This window comes from Aureimonas altamirensis (assembly GCF_001463885.1).
GTDB lineage: Bacteria > Pseudomonadota > Alphaproteobacteria > Rhizobiales > Rhizobiaceae > Aureimonas > Aureimonas altamirensis.
Genome location: NZ_BBWQ01000005.1, coordinates 36,492 through 58,156 on the forward strand (window position 1 = coordinate 36,492; position 21,665 = coordinate 58,156).

A 21,665-nucleotide genomic window follows, 5' to 3' on the forward strand; every position below is an offset into this window, starting at 1 on the left:
CTTACGCGACGCGGGCGGGCAGGCGGGACATGCCCACCGGCTCGTAGCCCTCGGTAACGTTGGCCTCGCATTCGGAGAACACCCGTCCGACGCCGATCAGGATCGGGCGGTCGACGCCGACCCGTTCCACCAGCGCGCCAAGGCCGGCAAGTGTGCCGACGCCGCGCGTTTCGTCGTCGCGCGACAGGTTTGCCGCCACCGCAACCGGGGTCTCGGCCGGCAGGCCCTCTGCGATCAGCCTTTCGGAAATGCGGGGCGCCATGCGACCGCCCATGTAGAAGATCGTCGTGGCGTTGTCGTCGGCCAGCGCGTGCCAGTCGAGGTCTTCCGGCAAGCCCCCCTTGCGGGAGTGCGCCGTGACGAAACGCACCTGCTGCGCGCAGTCGCGATGCGTCAGCGAAACGCCGAAGCCGGCCGCAAGCGCGGACGCCGCGGTGATGCCGGGCACGATGCGCACCGGAATGCCTTCCTGACGCAGTTCGGCGATCTCTTCGCCCGCGCGGCCGAAGATGGAAACATCGCCGCTCTTCAGCCGTACGACATGCTTACCGGCCTTGGCGAACTGGATCATCATCCGGTTGATGTCTTCTTGCCGGCAGCTATCGCGCGAGGCGCGCTTGCCGACCAGCATGCGCTTGGCCTCGCGGCGCGCCAGCTCCAGGATGTCGTCGGATACGAGGTCGTCGAACAGGATCACATCCGCTGCCTGAAGCGCGCGCACCGCCTTGAGCGTCAGCAACTCGGCCTCACCGGGGCCGGCGCCGACAAGCGTGACCCTTCCGCCGGCCGAGGGCGAGCGTGCAAGATCCTCGACCCAGCCGCGCGCCTCTGCCTCTGCGGCATCGTCCGGGGCCTTCCGCGTGAAGGCGCTGTCGGAGAACCGCTCCCAGAAGCTGCGGCGCTGCGGCCCTGGCATCAGGCTGTCCATCACGTTGCTGCGCAGGCGCGTGGCTAGGCGCGCCCACCCGGTCAGGGACAGCGGCAGCAGGGTTTCGATCCGCCGGCGGATCGCCTGGCCCAGGATCGGCGCCGCACCATCGGTCGAGATGCCGACGACGACGGGCGAGCGGTTGACGATGGTGCCGAAACGGAACTGGCAGTAGGCGGGCTTGTCGATGACGTTGACGGGCACGCCGGCGCGATGGGCTGCGGCGGCAAAGCTTTCGGCCTCGGCCTCCGTCTCGCAGTCGGCGACGGCCAGCGCCGCGCCCTCGAAGTCGGCCTCGGCCCAGCCGCGCGCCACATGCACGATGCTGCCGCGCTCGAAGGCGGCCTCCAGCACCGAGCGCATTTCATCGGAAAGCCCGTCTTCCTCGGCGTGAAGCCTTACCGCAGCGCCGGCCGCCGCCAGCAGTTCGGCCTTCCAGGCGGCCGCATCGGAGCCGCCGGCCATGATGACGCGCTTGCCGGAAAGATCGAAGAAGACGGGCAGGGTGGCAAGATCGCCCATGCGCTGGGGGCGCTCGCGTTCCTGTCGCATGTCGTCCGTGCCTGCCGCCATTTGGATACGCCTTCCGAAAACCATGGCCAATGTCGGCGATTTGCCCGCGCGATACAAGAAAGCGGCTTTTGCCGCATGTGCCCTAGGCGGTCGATTGCCCTCAATACCCGCTCTGCCCCGGAAAATCCTTCCGACATCACGAAAGTTTAATCTTGAATTTTTCAATCATAATTTTAATGGTGCCGTCAGATTCGACCCTGAATTGAAGGAGCGTCCACCGTGCAGCCGCAACCCCGCCGCCTGTCCACCCCTCTGATCGCCGGTCTTCTGGCCGCCTGCACCATGAGCTTCGCAGTCGTCGCAAAGGCGCAGGAGACCATCTCGGTCGAGGATGCGCGCGGCACGCAGGAGGTTCCGCTGAAGCCGCAGACGGTGGTTGCGTTCGATATGGCGAGCCTGGATACGCTGGGCGCCCTGGGCGTCCAAGTTGCGGGCGTGCCGCAGGTAGTCCTGCCGGACTATTTGCAGCCCTTTGCCGAGGTCGAGAAGGTCGGTTCGCTGTTCGAGCCGGATCTGGAGGCGGTCAACGCCTTGCAGCCGGACCTCATTATCGTCGGCGGGCGCTCGGGTCCGAAGGCGGAGGCCCTGTCGGCCATCGCGCCGACGCTGGACATGACGGTCGACCAGCAGAACTTCGTCGCCAGCGCCGAGAAGAACGTGAAGACCCTTGCGACGGTGTTCGGCAAGGAGGCGCAGGCCGACGCGGCGCTGGAAAAGCTGGATGCCTCCATCGAGGCGCTCCATGCAAAGGCCGGCGAGGCCGGCAACGCACTGATCGTGCTGACGACCGGCAACAAGATGAGCGCCTATGGCAAGGGGTCGCGTTTCGGCGTGCTGCACGACACCTTCGGTTTCGAGCCTGCGGATCCCAACCTTGCCGTCGCCAACCATGGCGAGGCGATCTCGTTCGAGTATATCGCGAAGACGAACCCGGACTGGCTCTTCGTCATCGACCGCGACGCAGCCATCGGCCGTGGCGCAGCGGCGGCCATGCTCGACAACGAGCTTGTCGGTGGCACCAGCGCCTGGAAGGACGGGCAGGTCGTCTACCTGACGCCGGCCAACTGGTACCTGATCGGCGGCGGCCTGCAGGCGATGCAGCAGAACGTCGACCAGATCACGCAGGCGCTGGACAAGTCCGGCCAGTAACCGGACCATTCGCATGGCGCCCCCGGCGCCGCGCGTGACCTTCGCGATGCAACGTTATCTCTTCCCCTGCATGGTGCTGGCGGTGGCCCTTCTGGCCGCCGCCAGCCTGTTTATCGGCGTCAGCGAGGTATCCTTCCTCGATGTCCTGACCGGCCGGGCCGATGCGGCTGCGCTGGAGATCCTGGCCGTCAGCCGCCTGCCGCGCACCCTGTCTTTGCTGCTGGCAGGGGCGGCGATGGCCGTAGCCGGCCTGTTGATGCAGATGCTGGCGCGCAACCGCTTCGTCGAGCCATCGACGGCCGGCACGGTCGAGTCGGCCAGCCTCGGCCTGCTTGTGGTGCTGATTTTTGCGCCGGCCTTGCCCGTCATGGGCAAGATGCTGGTGGCCAGCCTGTTTGCCCTGGCAGGCACGGCGCTTTTCATGGCGATTCTCGCGCGCATTCCGCATCGCTCGACGCTTGTCGTGCCGCTGGTCGGCATCATGCTGGGCGGGGTCATCAATGCCGGAACGACCTTCTTCGCCTACCGCTACGATCTCATGCAGTCGCTTGGCGCGTGGACGATGGGCGATTTTTCGGGCGTACTACGCGGCCGCTACGAGTTGCTGTGGCTGGCTCTGGCGCTGACTGTGGCCGCCTATATCGCCGCCGACCGCTTCACGGTGGCGGGCCTCGGCCGCAGCTTCACAACCAATCTCGGCCTGCATTACGGCCGTGTGCTGGCGCTTGGCCTCACCATCGTCTCGCTGGTCACGGCCGTCGTCGTCGTCACGGTGGGCTCCATCCCGTTCCTGGGGCTGATCGTGCCCAACCTCGTCTCCATGGCCATCGGCGACAATGTGCGCCGTGGCCTGCCCTGGGTAGCCCTGACGGGCGCGCTCTTCGTGCTCGTCTGCGATATTGTCGGCCGCACCATCCGCGCCCCCTACGAGGTTCCGCTCGGCACCATCGTCGGTGTTCTGGGGTCTGGCCTGTTCCTGTATCTGCTGCTGAAGGACAGGAAGCGCCTTGGCTGAGCCGCTGACCAGCCGGCGCGTTTCGCCGGCGCTGATCCTGTCTCTCATGGGTGCGGCGGCGCTCGTGTGCATCGTCCTCTTCCTGACGCTCGGTGCGCGGGGAAGCTGGAGCTTCGTGCTGCCGTACCGTGGCATGCGTCTTGCCGCCCTTGTGGTCGTCGCCGCGGCTGTCTCGATTTCGACGGTCCTGTTCCAGACGGTCACCAACAATCGCATCCTCACCCCGTCCATCATGGGGTTCGATTCGCTATTCGTGCTGATCCAGACCTGCATCCTGTTCTTCTTCGGCGCCATCGCGCTGTCGGGGCTCGATCCGCGCCTGCTTTTCATGGTGCAGGTGGCGGTGATGGCGGGCTTTTCGATCCTGCTCTACAAGCTGCTCTTCTCGGGCGGCATGCGCAGCCTGCATTTGATGCTGCTGGTCGGCGTCGTCTTCGGCGTATTCTTCCGCAGCCTGTCGGGGCTCATGCAGCGGTTGATGGACCCGAACGAGTTCGTGGTGCTGCAGGATCGCCTCTTTGCCAGCTTCAATACGGTCGACCCGCAATTGCTGGGCATCTCGGCGGTCGTGCTGACCATCGTGTCCGTGCTTGCCCTGCGCAACCTGTCGGTCCTGGATGTGCTGGCGCTCGGCCGCGATACCAGCATCGGCCTCGGCGTCGACCATCGGCGGGCCGTGCGCGGCATTCTGCTGTGCGTCGCCCTTTTGGTGGCAATTTCGACGGCGCTTGTCGGGCCTGTCACCTTTTTCGGGCTGCTGGTAGCCAATCTGGCCTACCTTGCCATCCCCTCGCACCGCCACCGGCATGTCGTACCGGCAGCGGTGCTGATATCCATCATCTGCCTCGTCGGAGGTCAGATGATCGTGGAGCGCCTTTTCGCCTTCTATACGGCGCTCAGCATCGTCATCGAGTTCGCCGGCGGAATCATGTTCATCATCATGCTCTTGCGGGGTGCCGCCCGATGATCGAAACGGGACAACTCACCAAGGCCTACGGCGACGTGGCCGTGGTCGACGGGGTATCGCTGCAGATACCGGCCGGCGGCGTGACCGCCATCATCGGACCCAACGGCGCGGGCAAATCGACTTTCCTGTCGATGGTTGCGCGGCTGACGCCGATGAGCTCGGGGGTGGTGACGGTTGGCGGGCTGGACGTATCCGGTACGCCGGGCGACGTCCTGGCAAAGCGGCTGTCGATCCTCAAGCAGGACAACCAGATCGCCATGCGCCTGACCGTCCGCGACCTTGTCTCGTTCGGACGGTATCCCCATTCGAAGGGGCGGCTGACGGCCGCCGACGCCGCCAAGGTGGACGAGGCGATCGGCTTTCTGAACCTTGGCGATCTGTCCGAACGGTTCCTCGACGAATTGTCGGGCGGCCAGCGGCAGCGCGCATTCGTGGCCATGGTGCTGGCGCAGGATACCGACTATGTGCTTCTGGACGAGCCGCTCAACAATCTCGACATGAAACACGCCGTGGCGATGATGCAGCTTGTCCGCAACGCCGCCGACAAGCTCGGCAAGACGGTCGTCGTGGTGCTGCACGACATCAACTTCGCCTCCTGCTACGCCGACCATATCGTGGCCATGCGCGATGGCCGACTGGCGATGCAGGGGCCTCCGTCGGAGCTGATCACGACGGAAGCCCTTGCCAAAATCTACGACATGGAGATCCCGGTGGAGATCATCGGCGGCCGGCGCATCTGCGTCTATTTCGGCTAGGGCATCCTCGGTGAACGTCAGCTCACCGAAGACGCTTTCTTCTCAAGTAATGCTCTAGTAGACGGCGCGTCCGCCCGAAAGATCGAAGACCGCCCCGGTCGAGAACGAGCACTCCTCGGAGGCAAGCCAGGCGATCATCGCGGCCGCTTCCGACGGCTCCAGGAACCGGGCGAGGGGGATCTTGGAGAGCATGTAGTCGATATGCTCCTGGCTCATCTGGTCGAAGATCGGCGTGCGCGCCGCCGCCGGCGTGACCGCGTTGACGATGACGCCACTGCCGGCAAGTTCCTTGGCCAGCGATTTCGTGAGCCCGATCAGCCCGGCCTTGGAGGCCGAGTAGTGCGAGGCGTTGGGGTTGCCCTCCTTGCCGGCGATGGAGGCAATGTTGACGATGCGGCCATAGCCGCGCCGGACCATGCCCGGCACCACGGCACGGCTGGTCAGATAGGGCGCGACGAGGTTGACCTCGATCACCTTGCGCCAGACATCGGGGTCCAGCTCCCAGGTCTTGCCGTTGCCGCCGGTGATGCCGGCATTGTTGACCAGGATATCCAAGCTGCCGGCCTCGCGCTCCAGCGCCTCGGCCGCCTCCCTGACGGCCTCGTCGTCCGTCAGTTCCACGACCCGGCCCTCGACGCCATCGCCCAGCATCGCGACAGCCTCGTCTATGGCGGCGGCGTCGATGTCCCAGATGGCCACCCGTGCCCCGCTGTCGATGAAGCGGCGCGCCGTCGCGGCGCCAAGGCCGCGCGCCCCACCTGTCACGACGGCCACGCGCCCCTGAAGGTCGATCCTGTTCATGTCCCCTCCCGCATTTATATGACTTTTCAATCCCGCAGCGTGAATGCGGTCAATCGACGATGTAGTCAACCGCCGTCGCGCTGAACCGCCGGTGAAATTCCGCAAGGCGCTCCACACCCTTCTCGCGTGAGATCACCAGGTGGTTCAGAAGCGCGTCCGCAGCCTCCGCCGGCCGGCCTTTGGCCAGCCAGGTGACGACGGCCGAATGCTCGTCCAGGAATGCGTCCGTCCGCGGCGTACGCATGAGGATGCTCTGCATATGCTTGCCGGAGATGATGGAGGCGCGGCTGCGGCCCAAAGCTTCCAAAATTTCGCGGTTGGGACAGAAGGCGAGACAGTCGGTGTGGAGGTCCTTCTCCAACTGGTCGAGCTCGGCGATGCCAAGGTCGGGAAACCGCTGCATGGCCCGATCGAGCCTCTTGCGGATGTCATCCAGGACATCGGCCGGAAGGTGCGCCGCTGCCGCCTGCAACGCCACCGGCTCCAGCAGCTCCCGCAGTTGGTACAGGTTGCGCAGCCGCTCCTCGTTGAGGGGTACAATCCACCAATGGGCCTTTTCGCCCTTGGTCACGATGCCCGCCAGTTGCGCCTTCAACAGAATTTCACGCGCCACCGTGCGGCCGACCCCGTAATGCCGGGCCAGCGCCAGCTCGTTGACGCGGAACCGGCCGAACAGCGAGCGCTTCAGGATCTCGCGTTCGACCTCGTAGTAATACAGGTCGGCGGTGTTGGTGCGTTCATCGGCGAGTGCCTCCTCGCCGATTGCCAGATGCTCCTGCGTCAGTTCCAGGCGCAGCGGACGGTCCGCACCGCTGACCATCAGGCCGCGGCCCTGGAAGCGCGACAGAAGCCCCTCGGACTCGAGCTGCGCAAGCGCCTGCTTCACCGGCGACCGGCTGGAATTGAACAATTCGGCCAGCGGCCCTTCCAGAAGCACGGCGCCGGCCGGCAGGGTGCCGCGCTCGATGCCCGTGCGCACGGCATCGCAGATCCGCGCATAGGCCGGCCGTCTGCCCGTTCCTGTCGCCTCAGCCGCCATGCTCATCGGGTCAGGTCACGGCGCCAAGCTGCCACGGCACGAATTCATTGTCGCCGTAGTCGTAGACTTCGCTGAGCGGCTTGTCGCCGGACGCCACCGCCAGCACCTTCTCGAAGATGCGACGGCCGGCCGCCTCGATCGAATCCTCGCCGGTGACGATGCCGCCGCAGTTCACGTCCATGTCGTCGCTCATGTGCTCGTACATGTCGTTATTGGTGGCAACCTTGATGCAGGGCGCCGGCTTGAAGCCCGACACGGAGCCACGGCCGGTGGTGAAGACCACCACCTGGCAGCCGCCGGCCACCTGCCCGGTGACGGCGACGGGGTCGTAGCCCGGCGTGTCCATGAAGACGAAGCCCGTCCTGTCGATGGGCTCGGCATATTCGTAGACGGCCTCGAGCGGCATCGTGCCCCCCTTGGCCACTGCGCCGAGGGATTTTTCGAGGATCGTGGTCAAGCCGCCCGCCTTGTTGCCGTGCGACGGGTTGTTGTTCAACTCGGCCCCGTGGCGCGCCGTATACTCACGCCACCAGTCGATTCGGTCCATCAACTTCTGCGCAACTGCCGGCGATGTGGCGCGCCGGGTGAGCAGATGTTCGGCACCATAGATTTCCGGTGTCTCGCTCAAGACGGCCGTGCCGCCGTTCTCGACGATCAAATCCGCCGCATAGCCGAGCGCCGGGTTGGCCGAGATGCCGGAATACCCGTCCGAGCCACCGCACTGAAGGGCAACCTTGAGCTTGGATACCGGCTGCGGCGTTCGTGTTGCCGCATTCACCTGGGGCAGCATCTCGCGGATGATTCCGGAGGCGATCTCGACGGTCTTGCGCGTGCCACCCAGCTGCTGGATCGTCATCGTGCGCATCAACGGGCCTTCCTCAAGCCCGTATTTTTCGGTGATGAAGGAGATCTGGTTGGTCTCGCATCCGAGACCGATCATCAGGATGCCGCCGAAATTCGGGTTGCGCGCATACCCGCTCAAGGTGCGAATGAGAAACTGGTATCCCTCTGTCTGCATGTTGATGGCGCAGCCGGTGCCGTGCGTCAGCGCGACGACACCGTCGACATTGTCGAACCCGGCCAGCCCGCCGCCACGGTTGAAGTGATCGGCGATGGCGCGCGAAACGGTGGCCGAACAGTTCACGGACGAGATGATGCCGATGTAGTTGCGCGTGCCCACCTGGCCGTCGGGGCGCAGGTAACCCTCGAAGGTCCGGCGTTCGGCTTCGGGGAGGAGAGGGGTTTCGCGCGCATCCGCCGCAAAATTGTGGGCGGCGTTGGATTCCTGCATGGCAAGGTTCTGCAGGTGGACATGCTCGCCGGGGCGGATATCGCGCGAGGCGATACCGATCACCTGACCGTATTTCAACACCGGTTCGCCGGCGGCGATGGCGCGGATGGCGACCTTGTGGCCACTCGGCACGGCTTCGAGGGTGGCGATGCCCGCCCCAAGCGCAACGCCGGCTTCCAGCGCCTCGCGCGCCACCGTAACATTGTCTTTCGGGTTCAAGAGGATCGTCGGGACAATCGTGTCGATCGCTTCGGACATCACGTCACCTGGTTCTAAAATTGGTCATTGCACGCAATAGCCATTCTATGATAGCCGTCCCGAAGTCAAGTTCATTCACTCGCGCCATGCAAGTGAATTCGGGAGGGGTGAAACACTTGTCCATAGTCGAGGCGGCCTAGGGCCACGGGCAGCAGGCCCGGCGGTACACAACGCACACGCACAGTTCAGTAGTGAGATTACCTTGTGGAAGTCTTCCGCAGGGCGGGAGCTCTCATGTCTTACGAATTCGACTTCTCGTTTTTGCGGGAATACATGCCCGACATCTGGGTGGGGATCCAGCAGACGGCCTGGATGACGCTCGTTTCCATCGTGCCGGGCTTCGTCCTCGGCACCGCCGCGGCCGTGGCCCGGCTGTCCGGGCCGGCATGGGCGCGCCGCATCGTGACCATCTATGTCGAGGGCATCCGCAACACGCCGCTTGTCATCCAGGTGTTCTGGCTCTTCTTCGGGCTGGCCGTGATGGGCGCGCGGATCGGGCCTTTCAACGCCGCCGTCATAGCGCTGGTCATCAATGTCGGCGCCTATACGGCCGAGATCATGCGTGCGGGCTTCCAGTCCATTCCGCGCGGACAGCTTGAAGCGGCCTCCTGCCTCGCCATGTCGCGCAGCCAGATGTTCTTCAGCGTGCAACTGCCGCAGGCCGTGGAGCGCGTATATCCCGCGCTGGTCAGCCAGTTCATCCTGATGATGCTGGCCACCTCGATCATGTCGCAGATCTCGGCGAACGAGCTGACGGGCGTCGCCTACCAGATCCAGTCCTTCACCTTCCGCGGCTTCGAGGTCTACCTCGTCATCGCCGTCGTCTACCTGGCGCTCGCGTCGGCGCTGCGGCTGCTGTTGCACGGCGTGGCGCAGGCAGCCTTTCCGCGCCTGCGTAAACTGAAGACCCCGCTTTGAGGAGGCGCGATCCATGTTGCTCGGCCTGACTTTTCCGCAATACTGGTTTCTCGTGCAGGGCGCCGGCTGGACCATCCTCCTGTCGCTGCTGGGTTTTGTCGGCGGCACCATCGTCGGCCTTCCGGTGGCGCTTGGGCGCAGCGCCCGCAATCGCTGGGTGGCACGGGCCTTCAGCCTCTACGTGCAGCTCATCCAGGGCATACCGCTGCCGGTCATCATGTTCGTGGTCTATTTCGGCCTCAGCATCTATGGCTATTCGCTGTCGGCCCTGGTGTCGGCGGGCATCGCCATGACGCTCTATTCCAGCGCCTATCTCGGCGAAATCTGGAAAGGCTGTATCCTTTCCGTGCCGAAAACGCAGTGGGAAGCGGGCGAGTGCCTTGCCCTGACAAGCACCCAGCGCTTCGTCTACGTGATCCTGCCCCAGGCGTTGCGCATCGCCGTGCCGCCCACGGTCGGGTTTCTGGTCCAGATCGTCAAGAACACCTCCTACTCGGTGGTCATCGGCTTCTTCGACCTGACCTATTCGGCCAAGATCCTCAACAATGCGACGTTGCAGCCCTTCGTCGTCTTCACCTTCGCGGCGCTCCTGTATTTCGCGGTCTGCTATCCGCTCTCGGTCTATGCCCGCCGCTTCGAGCGCCGCCTGAACCGTTCGGAGGCCTGATCCATGAACGCACCGACACTTCCGCAAAGGGCAGACCCCATGACCGATCAGTCGGCACCGCTTGTGCGCTTTCGCGATGTGCGAAAGAGCTTCGGCTCGCTCGAGGTTCTGAAAGGCATCACGCTCGACGTCAAACCCGGCCAAGTGGTTGCGCTGATCGGCCGGAGCGGCTCGGGCAAGAGTACCGCGCTGCGCTGCATCAACGGGCTCGAGAAGATCAATTCCGGCGAGTTGACCGTCTGCGGCCGCAGCCTGCATGCCAACGACTTCGACCTGCGCGATCTGCGCAAGGATGTCGGCATCGTCTTCCAGAGCTACAATCTCTTCCCGCATCTGACGGTAGAGCAGAACGTCACCCTGGCGCCGCGCAAGGTCAACGGCGTCAAGGGCCAGGCCGCCCATGCCCTTGCGGCCGAGGTGCTGGCCGAGGTCGGCCTTTCGGACAAGGCGCAGGCCTATCCGGAGCAGTTGTCTGGCGGACAGCAGCAGCGCGTCGCCATCGCCCGGTCGCTGGCCATGCGGCCCCGCCTGATGCTTTTCGACGAGGTGACCTCGGCACTCGACCCCGAACTGACGGGCGAGGTGCTGCGCGTCATCGCGCGCCTTGCGTCCGAGGGCATGACGATGGTGCTCGTCACCCACGAAATGGCCTTCGCGCAGAAGGTCGCCGACCTCGTCGTCTTCATGCACCAGGGCAAGGTCTGGGAGACCGGCCAAGGCGACATGCTCGCAAACCCGCAGACAGAGGAGCTGCGGCAATTCATCGGCAACGGGCTTTGATCGCGGCCGACATCCATCGAACCTCAAAGTCGATTTCAGGGAGAGACCATATGATGAAGAGTTTTCTGGCCGGCGCGCTGGCCTTCGGAGTGACGCTTGCAGCCGTTGCGGCTCCGGCAAGCGCCGACACGCTGGCGGACATCAAGGCGCGCGGCAGCATCGTCGTCGCGGTAGACCTCGGCCATCCGCCCTACGGCATGCTCGACGGCACCGCGCAGCAGACCGGGTCCGACATCGAGACGGCCAAGCTTCTGGCGGAAGATCTGGGCGTCACGCTGGAAGTCGTCGCCGTTTCCGGCGCAAACCGCGTGCCCTTCCTGATCTCCAACCGCGTCGATGCCGTGATCGCGTCCTTCTCGATTACCGAAGAGCGCAAGAAGGTCATCGATTACTCGCGCCCCTATGGCGTGATCCCGGTGGTCATCGCCGCTCCGGCTTCCATGGAAATCACCGATGCTGCCGGGCTTGCCGGCCAGTCCATCGCCGTCGCGCGCGGCACCACGGCCGATATCGAGCTGACCCGCACCGTCAAGGAAGCCGGGTCCGACGCCAACATCGTGCGGTACGAGGACGAGGCGACCGCGACGACCGCCGTTGCCACGGGCCAGCAGGAACTGTTTGCCGCCGCGCTTTCCACCGCGCAGGCGCTAGCGCAGCAGAACCCGGGGCTCGACATGGAGGTGAAGCTGGAAATGGCCGCCTATCCCATGGCCATCGGGCTGCGGAAGAACGACGACGCGTTCAAGGCCTACCTGGACGAGTGGGTCGGCACCAACCTGCACAATGGCAAGCTGAACGCGATCTATGAGAAGTATTTCGGCCAGAGCCTGCCGGCCGAGATGCTCGATTAATCATACTTTTCGCTTTGCACGGCGGGCGGACCGCGTTACCACGCCACAATGGGGTGTGAACGCGCGGCCCGCCCGTTGCCACGCCGTACGATGGACGATCCCAGGGAGGGGAATTGAGAATGAGTTCTACCGCGCGCCAGCCGTTCACGGGCCTGTTCCCGGTCGCACCGACGCCGTTTCTGGAAGACGGCGCGCTGGACCTGGAAGGTCAGCGCCGCGTCATGGATTGCATGATCGACCAGGGTGTCGACGGCATCTGCATTCTTGCCAACTACTCCGAGCAGTTCCTTTTGTCGGACGATGAGCGCGAGACGCTGACCCGGCTTTGCCTGGAGCATGTGGCCGGCCGGGTGCCTGTCATGGTGACGTGCAGCCACTTCTCCACGGACATCGCGGCAGCCCGAGCCAAGAGCGCCGCAGGGCAGGGCGCCGCCATCCTGATGATGATGCCGCCGTATCATGGCGCCGCGCTGCGCGCCGACGAAAAGCACATCTTCGAGCATTTCCAGCGTGTGTCCGAAGCGGCCGGCATTCCGGTGATGGTGCAGGATGCGCCGCTGTCGGGCGTTACGCTTTCGGTGCCGTTCCTGGTGCGCATGGCGCGCGAGCTGGAACTGGTCCGCTACTTCAAGATCGAGACGCCGCAGGCGGCCGCCAAGCTGCGCGCCCTTGTCGAGGCCGGCGGCGACGTGATCGAAGGGCCGTTCGACGGCGAAGAGGCGATCACCATGATGGCGGATCTCGACGCCGGAGCCACCGGCACCATGTCGAGCGCACTGCTGCCCGACCTTCTGCGCCCGGTCTTCGACCATCACCGTGCCGGCAACCGCGCCGAGGCGGCAAAGGCGTATGCGCATGTGCTGCCCTTGGTCAATTACGAAAACCGGCAGTGCGGCCTGCGGGCGGCCAAGACCGTCATGCAGGAAGGCGGCGTCATCGGCTGCGACCGGGTGCGCCATCCGATGGAGCAGATCCACCCCGCCACGCGTGAAGGCTTGCTGGAACTCGCCCGCGAAGTGCAGCCACTGGCGCTCAGCTGGGGCAAATAGGCCTGTCGCTCGGCCGTAACCTATGTTACGGCGGACGGGTCCTGTCCAAAGCAGGTGCGGCGCTGTGCGCCCCCAGGGAAAAGAGGGATTATTTCGATGAAACTCGTACGCTTCGGCCCGGCCGGCCAGGAAAAGCCCGGCATCCTCGGTGATGACGGCGTCGTCCGCGATGTGTCGTCCATCGTGACCGACTTTACGCCGGACAACCTTTCCGATGCCGCGCTGGACAAGCTCCGCAAGGCCGATCTGGCTTCGCTGCCGGCAGCGCCCGAGGGCGTGCGCCTTGGCGCGGTGGTGCCGCGCGCCGGCAACTTCCTGTGCATCGGCCTCAACTACGTCGACCATGCGCATGAATCGAACCTGCCGATCCCGGAAGAGCCGATCGTCTTCAACAAGTCGCCCTCGTCGTTGAGCGGCCCCTTCGACCCGGTGATCGTGCCGGCCGGCTCGGAAAAGACCGACTGGGAAGTCGAGATCGCCATCGTGATCGGCAAGGATGCGTACAACGTATCGGAAGCGGATGCGCTGTCGCATGTCGCCGGTTACACGATCTGCAACGATGTGTCCGAGCGGGCATGGCAGATCGAGCGCGGCGGCCAGTGGACCAAGGGCAAGAGCGCGCCGACCTTCGGCCCTCTCGGCCCGTGGCTTGTCACGCGTGACGAGATCGCCGATCCGCAGAAGCTCGACATGTGGCTGGATGTCGACGGCCAGCGTATGCAGACGGGCAATACCTCGACCATGATCTTCACGATCGCCCACATCATCGCTTATCTCTCGAAGTTCATGAAGCTCGAGGCCGGCGACGTCATCACCACCGGCACCCCTCCCGGCGTCGGCATGGGCAAGAAGCCGCCGCGCTACCTGAAGGCCGGCGAAACGGTGGCTCTCGGCATCGAAGGTCTCGGCCGGCAGGAGCAGGCCGTGGTGGCGTACAATGGCTGACGGCGCAGCCAGCCTGCCGCCACTGCCGCAGGATGCCGGCGCGGCCGCATTGGCGGCGCGCATATGGCGGCCGGACATCGGCCCCTGCGTGGCGGCGATCCGCGATGGCGATGTGGTGGATATCTCTGCCACCTTCGCCACCATGCGCGACCTGTGCGAAAGCAAAGACCCGGCGGCCGCACTGCGCGCCGCCGCCGGCGAGACTGTCGGGCGCTTCGAGGACATCCTTTCCAACGCCCATCCCGACACGCGGGATGCGTCGCGGCCCTGGCTGATCGCCCCGATCGACCTTCAGGCCGTCAAGGCGGCCGGCGTCACCTTCGCCGTCTCGATGCTGGAGCGCGTCATCGAAGAGCGCGCCAAGGGCGACCCAACGGCAGCCCGCTCCATCCGCGAAGAGGTGGGCCGCCTGATCGGCGACGATCTGCAGGCGTTGAAGCCCGGCTCTGCGGAAGCGATGGAGCTGAAGCGCGTCCTGACCGAAAAGGGCGTCTGGAGCCAGTATCTGGAAGTCGGCATCGGCCCCGATGCCGAAATCTTCACCAAGGCGCAGATCCTGTCGTCGGTCGGCTCCAACCAGCTTGCCGGCGTGCGCCCGGACTCGGCCTGGAACAACCCGGAGCCGGAAATCGTGCTGGTGATCGCCTCGGAAGGGACGGTCGTCGGCGCCACGCTCGGCAACGACGTCAACCTGCGCGATTTCGAAGGGCGTTCGGCGCTGCTGCTGTCGAAGGCCAAGGACAACAATGCAAGCTGTGCGATCGGCCCGGTCATCCGCTTCTTCGACGCGGATTTTAACCTGGACGATATCCGCAATGCGCGCCTGGACCTGACGGTGGAAGGCCGGGAAGGCTATGTGCTGTCGGGCTTCTCGCTGATGGACAAGATCAGCCGCGATCCGGCCGATCTGGCGGCACAGACGCTCAACAGCCATCATGCCTATCCCGATGGCCTTGTCCTCTTCCTCGGCACCCTGTTCGCCCCGACGGACGATCGCGATGTGGCAGGGCAGGGCTTCACGCATAAGGAGGGCGATATCGTCGCCATCCATTCGCCGCGCCTCGGCACGCTCGTCAACGAAATCCGCGCAACGGATGCCTGCGAGCCATGGACGTTCGGCGTCAGCCACCTGATGCGCAATTTGGCGGGCCGCGGTCTGCTCTGACCATTCTGCATCGCGGCGGCCCCTGGCTGCCGCGACGCTCAGAACCGGTCGCGCACCATGATGGTGTCACCTGGAATGACGGGATCGGTAATCAGGACGCGGCCAGTCATGACCTGCCCGTTGACGGCGCGCGTCAGGTCGACGCTCGCCTGGTCGGCCGAAGGGCCGAAGCCGCCGGCGGCGGCAATGGCGTTCTGCACCGTCATCCCCGGCAGAAAGGCGTGGCGGCCCGGCCCGCCGACGCTGCCCATCACGAAGACCGGGCGATACTCCGCCACCTCGATCGCGACGCTTGGATGCAGCAGGAAGCCGTCGCGGAACCGCGCTTCGATAGCCCCCTGCAATTGGCTGGTCGTCTGCCCGCGCGCCGGCACGTTGCCGATCAGGGGCATCGAAAGATAGCCGGCCTGGTCTACCGCGTACTGGCTGGAAAGATCGTCCTCGCCATAGACGGTGATGCGCAGCCTGTCGCCGGAATCGACGTAATGCTCGCCGGTGAGGGCAGGGTGGAAGGCCGGGGCGGGCGGCTGATACGTCGTGCAGGCAGTGGCCAGCGCAGACGCGCAGAATGCCGCAGCCAATCCACCGAAACGTGCCATCTTATCCGCCGATTACAACCCTTGGTTAACTATAGTCGCATCATAGTTAACCAAACGCTAAGTCGTCAGCGGCGCGGCGGCGTCTCCATCCACTTGATGATGACCATCGCCGGCAGGATCCAGATCAGGCCCGTCAGCAGGAAGTAGAGAAGCTGCACCCAGCCGCTTGCATTGGCCAGCGTTGCCGAGGCGATGGCGGTGGCGATGATGGCGTACAGGATCACGATGACGATCAGGAGCACGGTGCCGATCAGTTTCTTCAGGCGGACGGGCATTCGGCGATCCTGTGTTGACCGCATTTTGACCGAGGCGCTGGATGGCCCGCTTGCGGCATCATCGATTTGGGTCCAAATGATCGCTTTGTGCGCCGGACGCAAGGCCGGATGTGCGACACCGTATCTGGAATGGCATCCCCATGGTCGACACGCAGGTCATCTCACGCCAACCGGCCGGCACACGCGCCGGAACCACCGGTTCCAATCGGGCGATCCGGCTTTGGCTGTATCTGGCGGCGGCGATGGTGTTTGCCCTCGTGGTGGTTGGCGGCGCGACGCGATTGACCGAATCCGGGCTTTCGATCACCGAGTGGAAGCCCATTCACGGCATTATCCCGCCGCTGTCCGCCGCCGAATGGCAGGAAGAGTTCGACCTCTATCGCCAGATACCGCAATACCAGCTCGTCAATCGCGGCATGAGCCTGGATGCGTTCAAGACGATCTTCTGGTGGGAATGGGCGCATCGCTTTCTGGCGCGGGGCGTCGGCTTCGTCTTTGCGGTCGGGCTCGCCTTCTTCTGGGCCACGGGCCGGCTCGAAAGCCGTCTGAAGCCCCGTCTTCTCGGCATTCTTGCGCTTGGTGGCCTGCAGGGCGCCATCGGCTGGTGGATGGTGGCCTCCGGCCTGACGGAGCGCACAGACGTCAGCCAGTACCGGCTGGCGGTTCATCTCACCACCGCCTGCATCATCTTCATCGCGACCCTGTGGGTTGCCGAAGGCTTGCGGCCATTGCGGGCCGATGCCACCCCGTCGCGCGGCAGCCGGCGCATGGCGCTGGCCATCGTGTTCCTCTGCCTGTTCCAGATCTATCTGGGCGGGCTCGTCGCCGGCCTCAATGCCGGCCTGGCCTACAATACCTGGCCGCTGATGGACGGCGCGGTCGTGCCGTCCGGCCTGTTCTCCATGCAGCCCGTCTGGCACAATTTCTTCGAGAATGTGAAGGCGGTGCAGTTCTTCCACCGGTTGGGGGCCTACCTGCTCCTGACGGTGGTGATCGTTCATGCCGTGCGCTGCCTGCGCGCAGCGCCGTCCGCTCACTATTCGCTGGGCGCGCTCTGGCTGGTTGGCGCCGTGCTGGCGCAGGCCGGCCTCGGCATCGCAACGCTTCTCATGCATGTGCCGATCGAATGGGCCTTGCTGCATCAGGCCGGAGCTATCGGCGTGCTGACGCTTTCGGTTATTCACGCGCGGCCGATGTTTCCGCGCGTCGGGGCGCCCGAGGGCGCTAGGGCCGGCTGATCAGCCGGCCAGCATCAGATCCATGTTCTGGACGGCGGCGCCGGAAGCCCCTTTGCCGAGATTGTCCAGCAGCGCCACGAGGTTGACGCGGCTTGCGTCCCTGGATGCAAAGACATGCAGCTTCATGCGGTCGGTGCCCGCAAGTTCCGTCGGGTCCAGCCGCTTTACGCCGGCGCTCTCGGTCAGCGACGCCACCGTTACGATATCCTGCCCCTCATAGTGCTCGGCCAGCGCCCCATGGATGGTTTCGGGCGAGACGCCCTCCAGATGCAACGGCACCTGCACCAGCATGCCCTGCGCGAAACGCCCAACCGACGGCGCGAAGATCGGGTCCCTGGGCAGCCGGCCATAGGTCCGCATCTCGGGCAGGTGCTTGTGCTGCAGGTCCAGCCCGTACAGGAAATGCGGGGAGGCGATGGCGTCCTCGCGTGTCGGATCTTCCATCTGGGCAATCATCTGTTTGCCGCCGCCCGTGTAGCCGGACACCGCGTTGACCGAAACGGGATAATCGGCCGGCAGCAGGCCGGCGTCCCGCAGCGGACGCAACAGCGCGATAGCCCCCGTCGGGTAGCAGCCGGGATTGGCGACAAGGCGCGCTTCCCGAATGCGCCCGGCCTGGTCCGGCTCCAGTTCGGCAAAGCCGTAGACCCACCCCTCGGCGGTGCGAAAAGCGGTGCTGGTATCGATCAGCCGCGTCGAACTGTTGCCGCCGAGAAGGGCGACCACATCGCGCGAGGTATCGTCGGGAAGGCACAGGATCGCGATATTGGCGGCGTGCAGCATCTCTTCGCGCAGGTCGGCATTGCGCCGCTCCGCCTCGGGGATGGAGGTCAGCTCGATATCGTCGCGGCCTGCCAGGCGCGCGCGTATCTGAAGGCCCGTGGTGCCGTGTTCGCCGTCGATGAAGATACGCGGTTTCATGCCTGCCTTACTCCGCTTTCGAGCTTTTCGGCCCTCAGGCCGAGCATATACATAGCCACCGTGGCGGCAGCAATCGCGGTCATGTCCGCGTGGTCGTAGGGCGGAGATACCTCCACCACGTCTGCGCCGACGATGGGAAGATGGCCGAGCCTGCGCAGCACCGACAGCATTCGCGCGCTGGACGGCCCTCCCGCAACGGGGGTGCCCGTGCCCGGCGCAAAGGCCACGTCCAGGCAGTCGATGTCGAAGGTCAGGTATGCGGGGCCGGAGCCGGCGCGTGCCGTAATGCGCGCGGCAATCTCGGCGGCGCTCATCTCGTCCAGCGCATCGCCATGGATGATCTCGATGCCGCAGCTTTCGGGCGCATGGGTGCGGATGCCCACCTGGATCGACCGTTGCGGGTCGACGAGGCCGGCCTCGACCGCCGCAATCAGGAACGAACCATGGTCGACGCGCTGCGATCCATCCGCCGCGATGGCGATGGGCCAGGTATCCTGATGCGCATCGAAATGGATCAAGCCAAGCGGGCCGTGCCTTTCCGCATGCGCCTGCAGCAGCGGCCAGGTGATCGAGTGGTCGCCGCCGAGCGTCAGCAGGAAGCCGGTCTTTGCCATAAGCGCCGAAGCCTCTGCGCGGATCGCTTCATGCGCGGTTTCCGGCAGGCGATAATCGAGCAGGCAGTCTCCGTAGTCGACCACGCCCATGCGTTCGAACAGGTCGATGCCGAAGGGATATTGCGGGTCGTTGTCGAAGATGATGGACGCGCGGCGGATGGCTGCCGGCCCGAAGCGCGCGCCGGGCCTGTTCGAGACCGCGCTGTCGAAAGGAATGCCCCAGACGGCGGCGTCGGTGCCCGACACGTCCTTGGTGAAGCGACGGCGCAGAAACGAGGGCACACCCGCATAGGTCGGGTCGGATGCCGCACCGAGATTGCCGGTGGCGGTAAACGCGTGGTCGATCGATTTTCCGGCCATGGCCATACTCCGCTCGCATAAAAGAAAAGGGCCGCAGTTTCCTGCGACCCTCGTAAGTCCGAAATGAAACGCGAAAATGTCAGCGCTTCGAGAACTGGAACGAACGACGGGCCTTGGCCTTGCCGTACTTCTTGCGCTCGACCGTACGGCTGTCGCGCGTCAGGAAGCCGCCCTTCTTGAGAACCGAGCGAAGGCCCGGCTCGTAGTAGGTGAGGGCGCGCGAGATGCCGTGGCGCACGGCACCGGCCTGGCCGGAAAGACCGCCGCCGGCAACCGTGGCGACAACGTCGAACTGGCCATCGCGCGCTGCGGCGACGATGGGCTGACGCAGCACCATCTGCAGCACCGGACGCGCGAAGTATTCCGAGAAGTCGCGGTTGTTGATCGTGATCTTGCCGCTGCCCGGCTTGACCCAGACGCGGGCAACCGCATCCTTGCGCTTGCCGGTCGCGTAGGCGCGGCCCTGGGCGTCAAGCTTCTGGACATGGACGGGCGCTTCCGGCTGCGCGGCCGGGCTGGCGCCGAGATCCTGGAGGGAGTTCAGATCGGCCATTATGCAGCCCTCGTGTTCTTGGCGTTGAGCGCCTTGACATCCAGCGTTTCAGGCGTCTGGGCCGTGTGCGGATGTTCCGCGCCGGCATAGACGCGCAGGTTCTTCAACTGGCGACGGCCAAGCGGGCCGCGCGGCAGCATGCGCTCGACGGCCTTCTCGAGCACGCGCTCGGGGAAGCGACCCTCGAGGATCTCGCGCGCCTTGCGCTCCTTGATGCCGCCGGCGTAGCCGGTGTGCCAGTAATAGGTCTTGTCCTGGAACTTCTTGCCCGTGAACACCACCTTGTCGGCGTTGACGATGATGACATTGTCACCGTCGTCGATGTGCGGGGTGAAGGTCGGCTTATGCTTGCCACGAAGGCGGAGTGCGACGAGCGACGCGAGGCGGCCGACGACAAGCCCTTCGGCGTCGATCAGGATCCACTTCTTCTCGACCGTCTCGTTCTTCTGCGAGAAGGTTTTCATCTCAATGCCCTTTGGAAAGGTGCGTTCGGAGGCCGGGGTCATACCCAACACACGAAAAAGGCGACCGATCGGCCGCTTTCGACGCACTCCATAACGGCAAAGCTTGCGACAATCAAGCTGCCGACGGCAAAATAAGACAGCTTCGAAACGTCCGAAACCCCCGGAAAGCCGGGGGTTTCGTTGTGAGGTATCATGACACCACGTTGAGCGGTATCATTTTATTATCAGGATTCGACCTCGATCAGAATCTCGTTCCGACGCAGGAAGCCGGGCGTCCAGGGCGGGTTGTAGAAGGCGTAGACCGGATCGCCCTTCTGCTTCAGGTTCTCGTCGGCGAGGTAGTTGTAGAGCGCCATCAGCTTCTTGCTGGCCAGCGAGGCGTTGAACACGCCGCCGAAGCGGATCGCCACCATCCGCCGCGCCGGTACCTCTTCGATGCGCACATCGTCGGTCTCCGGTGCCGGCAGGCTCGACTTGGAGTACTTGCTCGGCATGATGAAGCGGATCGCCCATCCCTTTGCCTTGCCGTCGCCTTCGGACAGCTGCTGCAGGACCGGCGTCGTCATGGCGATCTTCTTGCCGGACCGGTTATGGGCACGGATGAAGTTGTAGAGCGCCTCGAAGCCAAGGCGTCGCGCCTTCTCGTGGTAACCGCCCTTGACCGTCTCGGCGACGAGCATGGCCTCGTAATCGCGGATCTCGATGTCGCCTTCCTTGCGCACGACGTCGTAATCGGGCTCTTCGGCATGCTCGGCAATCTTGTTGCTGGCATACAGCGCCGCGCCGGCGGCAAGCACGACGCCACCCACCACCACGGCCGTCGACAGGCCGGGATTGTTGCGGACATGGTCCAGCAGGCCCTGCGGGCGGTGGCGGCGGCGCAGCGCCTGGATGTCGGATGCGGCAGGCAAGCGCAGGCTACCCAGCGCCGGCGTGATTGCCGGCAGGTAAGAGCGCAGCGTCCCTGCGCCCTCTCTTACATGGTCGCTCACCTCATGCGCGCCGGAACGCAGCGAGCGCTGGGCGCGATCGAGCTGGCTGCGTGCGTCGTCGGCGCTTGGCAGATGCAGATTGGACAGGAAATCCCAACGGCTGCGCTGATGCGGCAGGCCCGGCAGGCGGGAGACTTCGCGCTTGAGACGCTCGAACGTGCTCGGCTTGGGGTTGACCCGGTCGGCTATCTGGCCTTCGAGCTCAGCGATCCGATCTCCGATATCGCTGATGGCATCCGTCAGCCTGTCATAGGCCGTGGGCTTGTCGCGGAACATGCATAATCTCCTGCGCCTGGCTTGGTCTTTTATCGGGCAACTGCAAGCGCCCGTCACGCCGGTGGGCGTTCCGGTCCTAAACGTCGCAGGCCCCGCTTGGTTGCGACTGCGATGCGATCGTCCACACGGCAACCAAATCGCCGGAGGCGCGTTAAGGGGGCATCGGGTTTCGTGACCTGATACTCCAGCCAGACTTGAGAGCGGCCTCGTGCCGCTCTCTTT

Annotated in this window: 23 protein-coding genes; 12 read left to right on the forward strand and 11 right to left on the reverse strand. The window is 64.9% G+C overall.

The annotated features are described in order from the left end of the window. Nucleotide 1: 1 nt before the first annotated feature. Entirely contained in the window at nucleotides 2-1,501 is a 1,500-nt protein-coding gene (gene cysG / locus AUL31_RS03045) for a siroheme synthase CysG (protein ID WP_244489301.1), read from the reverse strand. 282 nt (nucleotides 1,502-1,783) lie between these two features. Here cysG and AUL31_RS03050 point away from each other — a divergent pair, with 282 nt between their 5' ends. The 4 genes from AUL31_RS03050 (at nucleotide 1,784) to AUL31_RS03065 (ending at nucleotide 5,387) form a co-directional block, all read left to right on the forward strand. Further along, a complete protein-coding gene (locus tag AUL31_RS03050) occupies nucleotides 1,784-2,650 on the forward strand; it encodes a siderophore ABC transporter substrate-binding protein (protein WP_082646771.1) in 867 nt (288 codons plus the stop codon). Between the two features lie 70 nt (nucleotides 2,651-2,720). Then, nucleotides 2,721-3,665 carry an ABC transporter permease gene (locus AUL31_RS03055; RefSeq protein ID WP_060601800.1) on the forward strand — a complete coding sequence of 315 codons (945 nt, stop codon included), beginning with the start codon at nucleotides 2,721-2,723 and terminating at the stop codon, nucleotides 3,663-3,665. 46 nt (nucleotides 3,666-3,711) lie between these two features. Next, entirely contained in the window at nucleotides 3,712-4,632 is a 921-nt protein-coding gene (locus AUL31_RS03060) for an iron chelate uptake ABC transporter family permease subunit (protein WP_060601802.1), read from the forward strand. After that, nucleotides 4,629-5,387 (forward strand): iron ABC transporter ATP-binding protein, encoded by a 759-nt coding sequence (locus AUL31_RS03065; protein WP_060601125.1) that lies wholly within the window; start codon nucleotides 4,629-4,631, stop codon nucleotides 5,385-5,387. Before AUL31_RS03060 ends, AUL31_RS03065 begins: the two co-directional genes overlap by 4 nt. Nucleotides 5,388-5,441: 54 nt before the next feature. On the opposite strand, the gene AUL31_RS03070 is transcribed toward AUL31_RS03065, so the two are convergent. The 3 genes from AUL31_RS03070 to AUL31_RS03080 are packed head-to-tail and all read right to left on the reverse strand — an operon-like array spanning nucleotide 5,442 to nucleotide 8,776. After that, complete coding sequence (locus AUL31_RS03070) at nucleotides 5,442-6,188, reverse strand: SDR family NAD(P)-dependent oxidoreductase (protein WP_060601127.1); 747 nt, start codon at nucleotides 6,186-6,188, stop codon at nucleotides 5,442-5,444. A 49-nt stretch (nucleotides 6,189-6,237) separates the two neighbouring features. After that, nucleotides 6,238-7,233 (reverse strand): GntR family transcriptional regulator, encoded by a 996-nt coding sequence (locus AUL31_RS03075; protein WP_060601131.1) that lies wholly within the window; start codon nucleotides 7,231-7,233, stop codon nucleotides 6,238-6,240. Nucleotides 7,234-7,237: 4 nt separating this feature from the next. Continuing rightward, nucleotides 7,238-8,776 carry a UxaA family hydrolase gene (locus AUL31_RS03080; RefSeq protein ID WP_060601135.1) on the reverse strand — a complete coding sequence of 513 codons (1,539 nt, stop codon included), beginning with the start codon at nucleotides 8,774-8,776 and terminating at the stop codon, nucleotides 7,238-7,240. A gap of 234 nt (nucleotides 8,777-9,010) precedes the next feature. On the opposite strand from AUL31_RS03080, the gene AUL31_RS03085 reads away from it, so the two are divergent. The 7 genes from AUL31_RS03085 to AUL31_RS03115 all read left to right on the forward strand — a co-directional run bounded on the left by AUL31_RS03085 (nucleotide 9,011) and on the right by AUL31_RS03115 (nucleotide 15,151). Next, nucleotides 9,011-9,694, forward strand: a complete 684-nt coding sequence (locus AUL31_RS03085; protein WP_060601140.1) for an amino acid ABC transporter permease — start codon at nucleotides 9,011-9,013, stop codon at nucleotides 9,692-9,694. 16 nt (nucleotides 9,695-9,710) lie between these two features. Next, nucleotides 9,711-10,361, forward strand: coding sequence for an amino acid ABC transporter permease (locus AUL31_RS03090; RefSeq protein WP_082646773.1), 651 nt, complete (start codon nucleotides 9,711-9,713; stop codon nucleotides 10,359-10,361). Nucleotides 10,362-10,364: 3 nt separating this feature from the next. Continuing rightward, a complete protein-coding gene (locus tag AUL31_RS03095) occupies nucleotides 10,365-11,141 on the forward strand; it encodes an amino acid ABC transporter ATP-binding protein (protein ID WP_280137889.1) in 777 nt (258 codons plus the stop codon). 50 nt (nucleotides 11,142-11,191) lie between these two features. Further along, nucleotides 11,192-11,992: a transporter substrate-binding domain-containing protein gene (locus AUL31_RS03100; RefSeq protein WP_060601147.1), complete on the forward strand. Its 801-nt coding sequence runs from the start codon at nucleotides 11,192-11,194 to the stop codon at nucleotides 11,990-11,992. A 119-nt stretch (nucleotides 11,993-12,111) separates the two neighbouring features. Continuing rightward, a complete protein-coding gene (locus AUL31_RS03105; RefSeq protein WP_060601150.1) occupies nucleotides 12,112-13,041 on the forward strand; it encodes a dihydrodipicolinate synthase family protein in 930 nt (309 codons plus the stop codon). Nucleotides 13,042-13,137: 96 nt separating this feature from the next. Beyond that, nucleotides 13,138-13,986 (forward strand): fumarylacetoacetate hydrolase family protein, encoded by an 849-nt coding sequence (locus AUL31_RS03110; protein ID WP_060601153.1) that lies wholly within the window; start codon nucleotides 13,138-13,140, stop codon nucleotides 13,984-13,986. Next, nucleotides 13,979-15,151: a fumarylacetoacetate hydrolase family protein gene (locus AUL31_RS03115; RefSeq protein WP_060601157.1), complete on the forward strand. Its 1,173-nt coding sequence runs from the start codon at nucleotides 13,979-13,981 to the stop codon at nucleotides 15,149-15,151. The genes AUL31_RS03110 and AUL31_RS03115 overlap by 8 nt, the downstream gene beginning before the upstream one ends. Before the next feature lie 38 nt (nucleotides 15,152-15,189). Here the strand turns inward: AUL31_RS03115 and AUL31_RS03120 are convergent, their stop codons facing one another. After that, on the reverse strand, nucleotides 15,190-15,750 hold the full coding sequence (locus AUL31_RS03120) for a polysaccharide biosynthesis/export family protein (RefSeq protein WP_060601159.1): 561 nt from the start codon (nucleotides 15,748-15,750) through the stop codon (nucleotides 15,190-15,192). Between the two features lie 65 nt (nucleotides 15,751-15,815). Continuing rightward, nucleotides 15,816-16,025: a DUF2842 domain-containing protein gene (locus tag AUL31_RS03125; RefSeq protein ID WP_060601162.1), complete on the reverse strand. Its 210-nt coding sequence runs from the start codon at nucleotides 16,023-16,025 to the stop codon at nucleotides 15,816-15,818. Between the two features lie 140 nt (nucleotides 16,026-16,165). On the opposite strand from AUL31_RS03125, the gene AUL31_RS03130 reads away from it, so the two are divergent. Next, the gene (locus AUL31_RS03130) at nucleotides 16,166-17,263 is read left to right on the forward strand and encodes a COX15/CtaA family protein (protein ID WP_060601165.1); all 1,098 of its coding nucleotides are present in this window, start codon (nucleotides 16,166-16,168) and stop codon (nucleotides 17,261-17,263) included. Here AUL31_RS03130 and argC read toward each other — a convergent pair whose 3' ends face one another. From argC to AUL31_RS03155, 5 genes are all read right to left on the reverse strand, one after another. Further along, the gene (argC, locus tag AUL31_RS03135) at nucleotides 17,264-18,184 is read right to left on the reverse strand and encodes an N-acetyl-gamma-glutamyl-phosphate reductase (protein ID WP_060601169.1); all 921 of its coding nucleotides are present in this window, start codon (nucleotides 18,182-18,184) and stop codon (nucleotides 17,264-17,266) included. Then, nucleotides 18,181-19,158 (reverse strand): agmatinase, encoded by a 978-nt coding sequence (gene speB, locus AUL31_RS03140; RefSeq protein WP_060601803.1) that lies wholly within the window; start codon nucleotides 19,156-19,158, stop codon nucleotides 18,181-18,183. Before speB ends, argC begins: the two co-directional genes overlap by 4 nt. A gap of 79 nt (nucleotides 19,159-19,237) precedes the next feature. Next, nucleotides 19,238-19,711 carry a 30S ribosomal protein S9 gene (gene rpsI / locus AUL31_RS03145; protein ID WP_039196071.1) on the reverse strand — a complete coding sequence of 158 codons (474 nt, stop codon included), beginning with the start codon at nucleotides 19,709-19,711 and terminating at the stop codon, nucleotides 19,238-19,240. After that, nucleotides 19,711-20,175, reverse strand: a complete 465-nt coding sequence (rplM, locus tag AUL31_RS03150; protein WP_039196146.1) for a 50S ribosomal protein L13 — start codon at nucleotides 20,173-20,175, stop codon at nucleotides 19,711-19,713. The genes rpsI and rplM overlap by 1 nt, the downstream gene beginning before the upstream one ends. Before the next feature lie 224 nt (nucleotides 20,176-20,399). Beyond that, complete coding sequence (locus tag AUL31_RS03155; RefSeq protein WP_060601172.1) at nucleotides 20,400-21,443, reverse strand: SOUL family heme-binding protein; 1,044 nt, start codon at nucleotides 21,441-21,443, stop codon at nucleotides 20,400-20,402. Nucleotides 21,444-21,665: the final 222 nt, after the last annotated feature.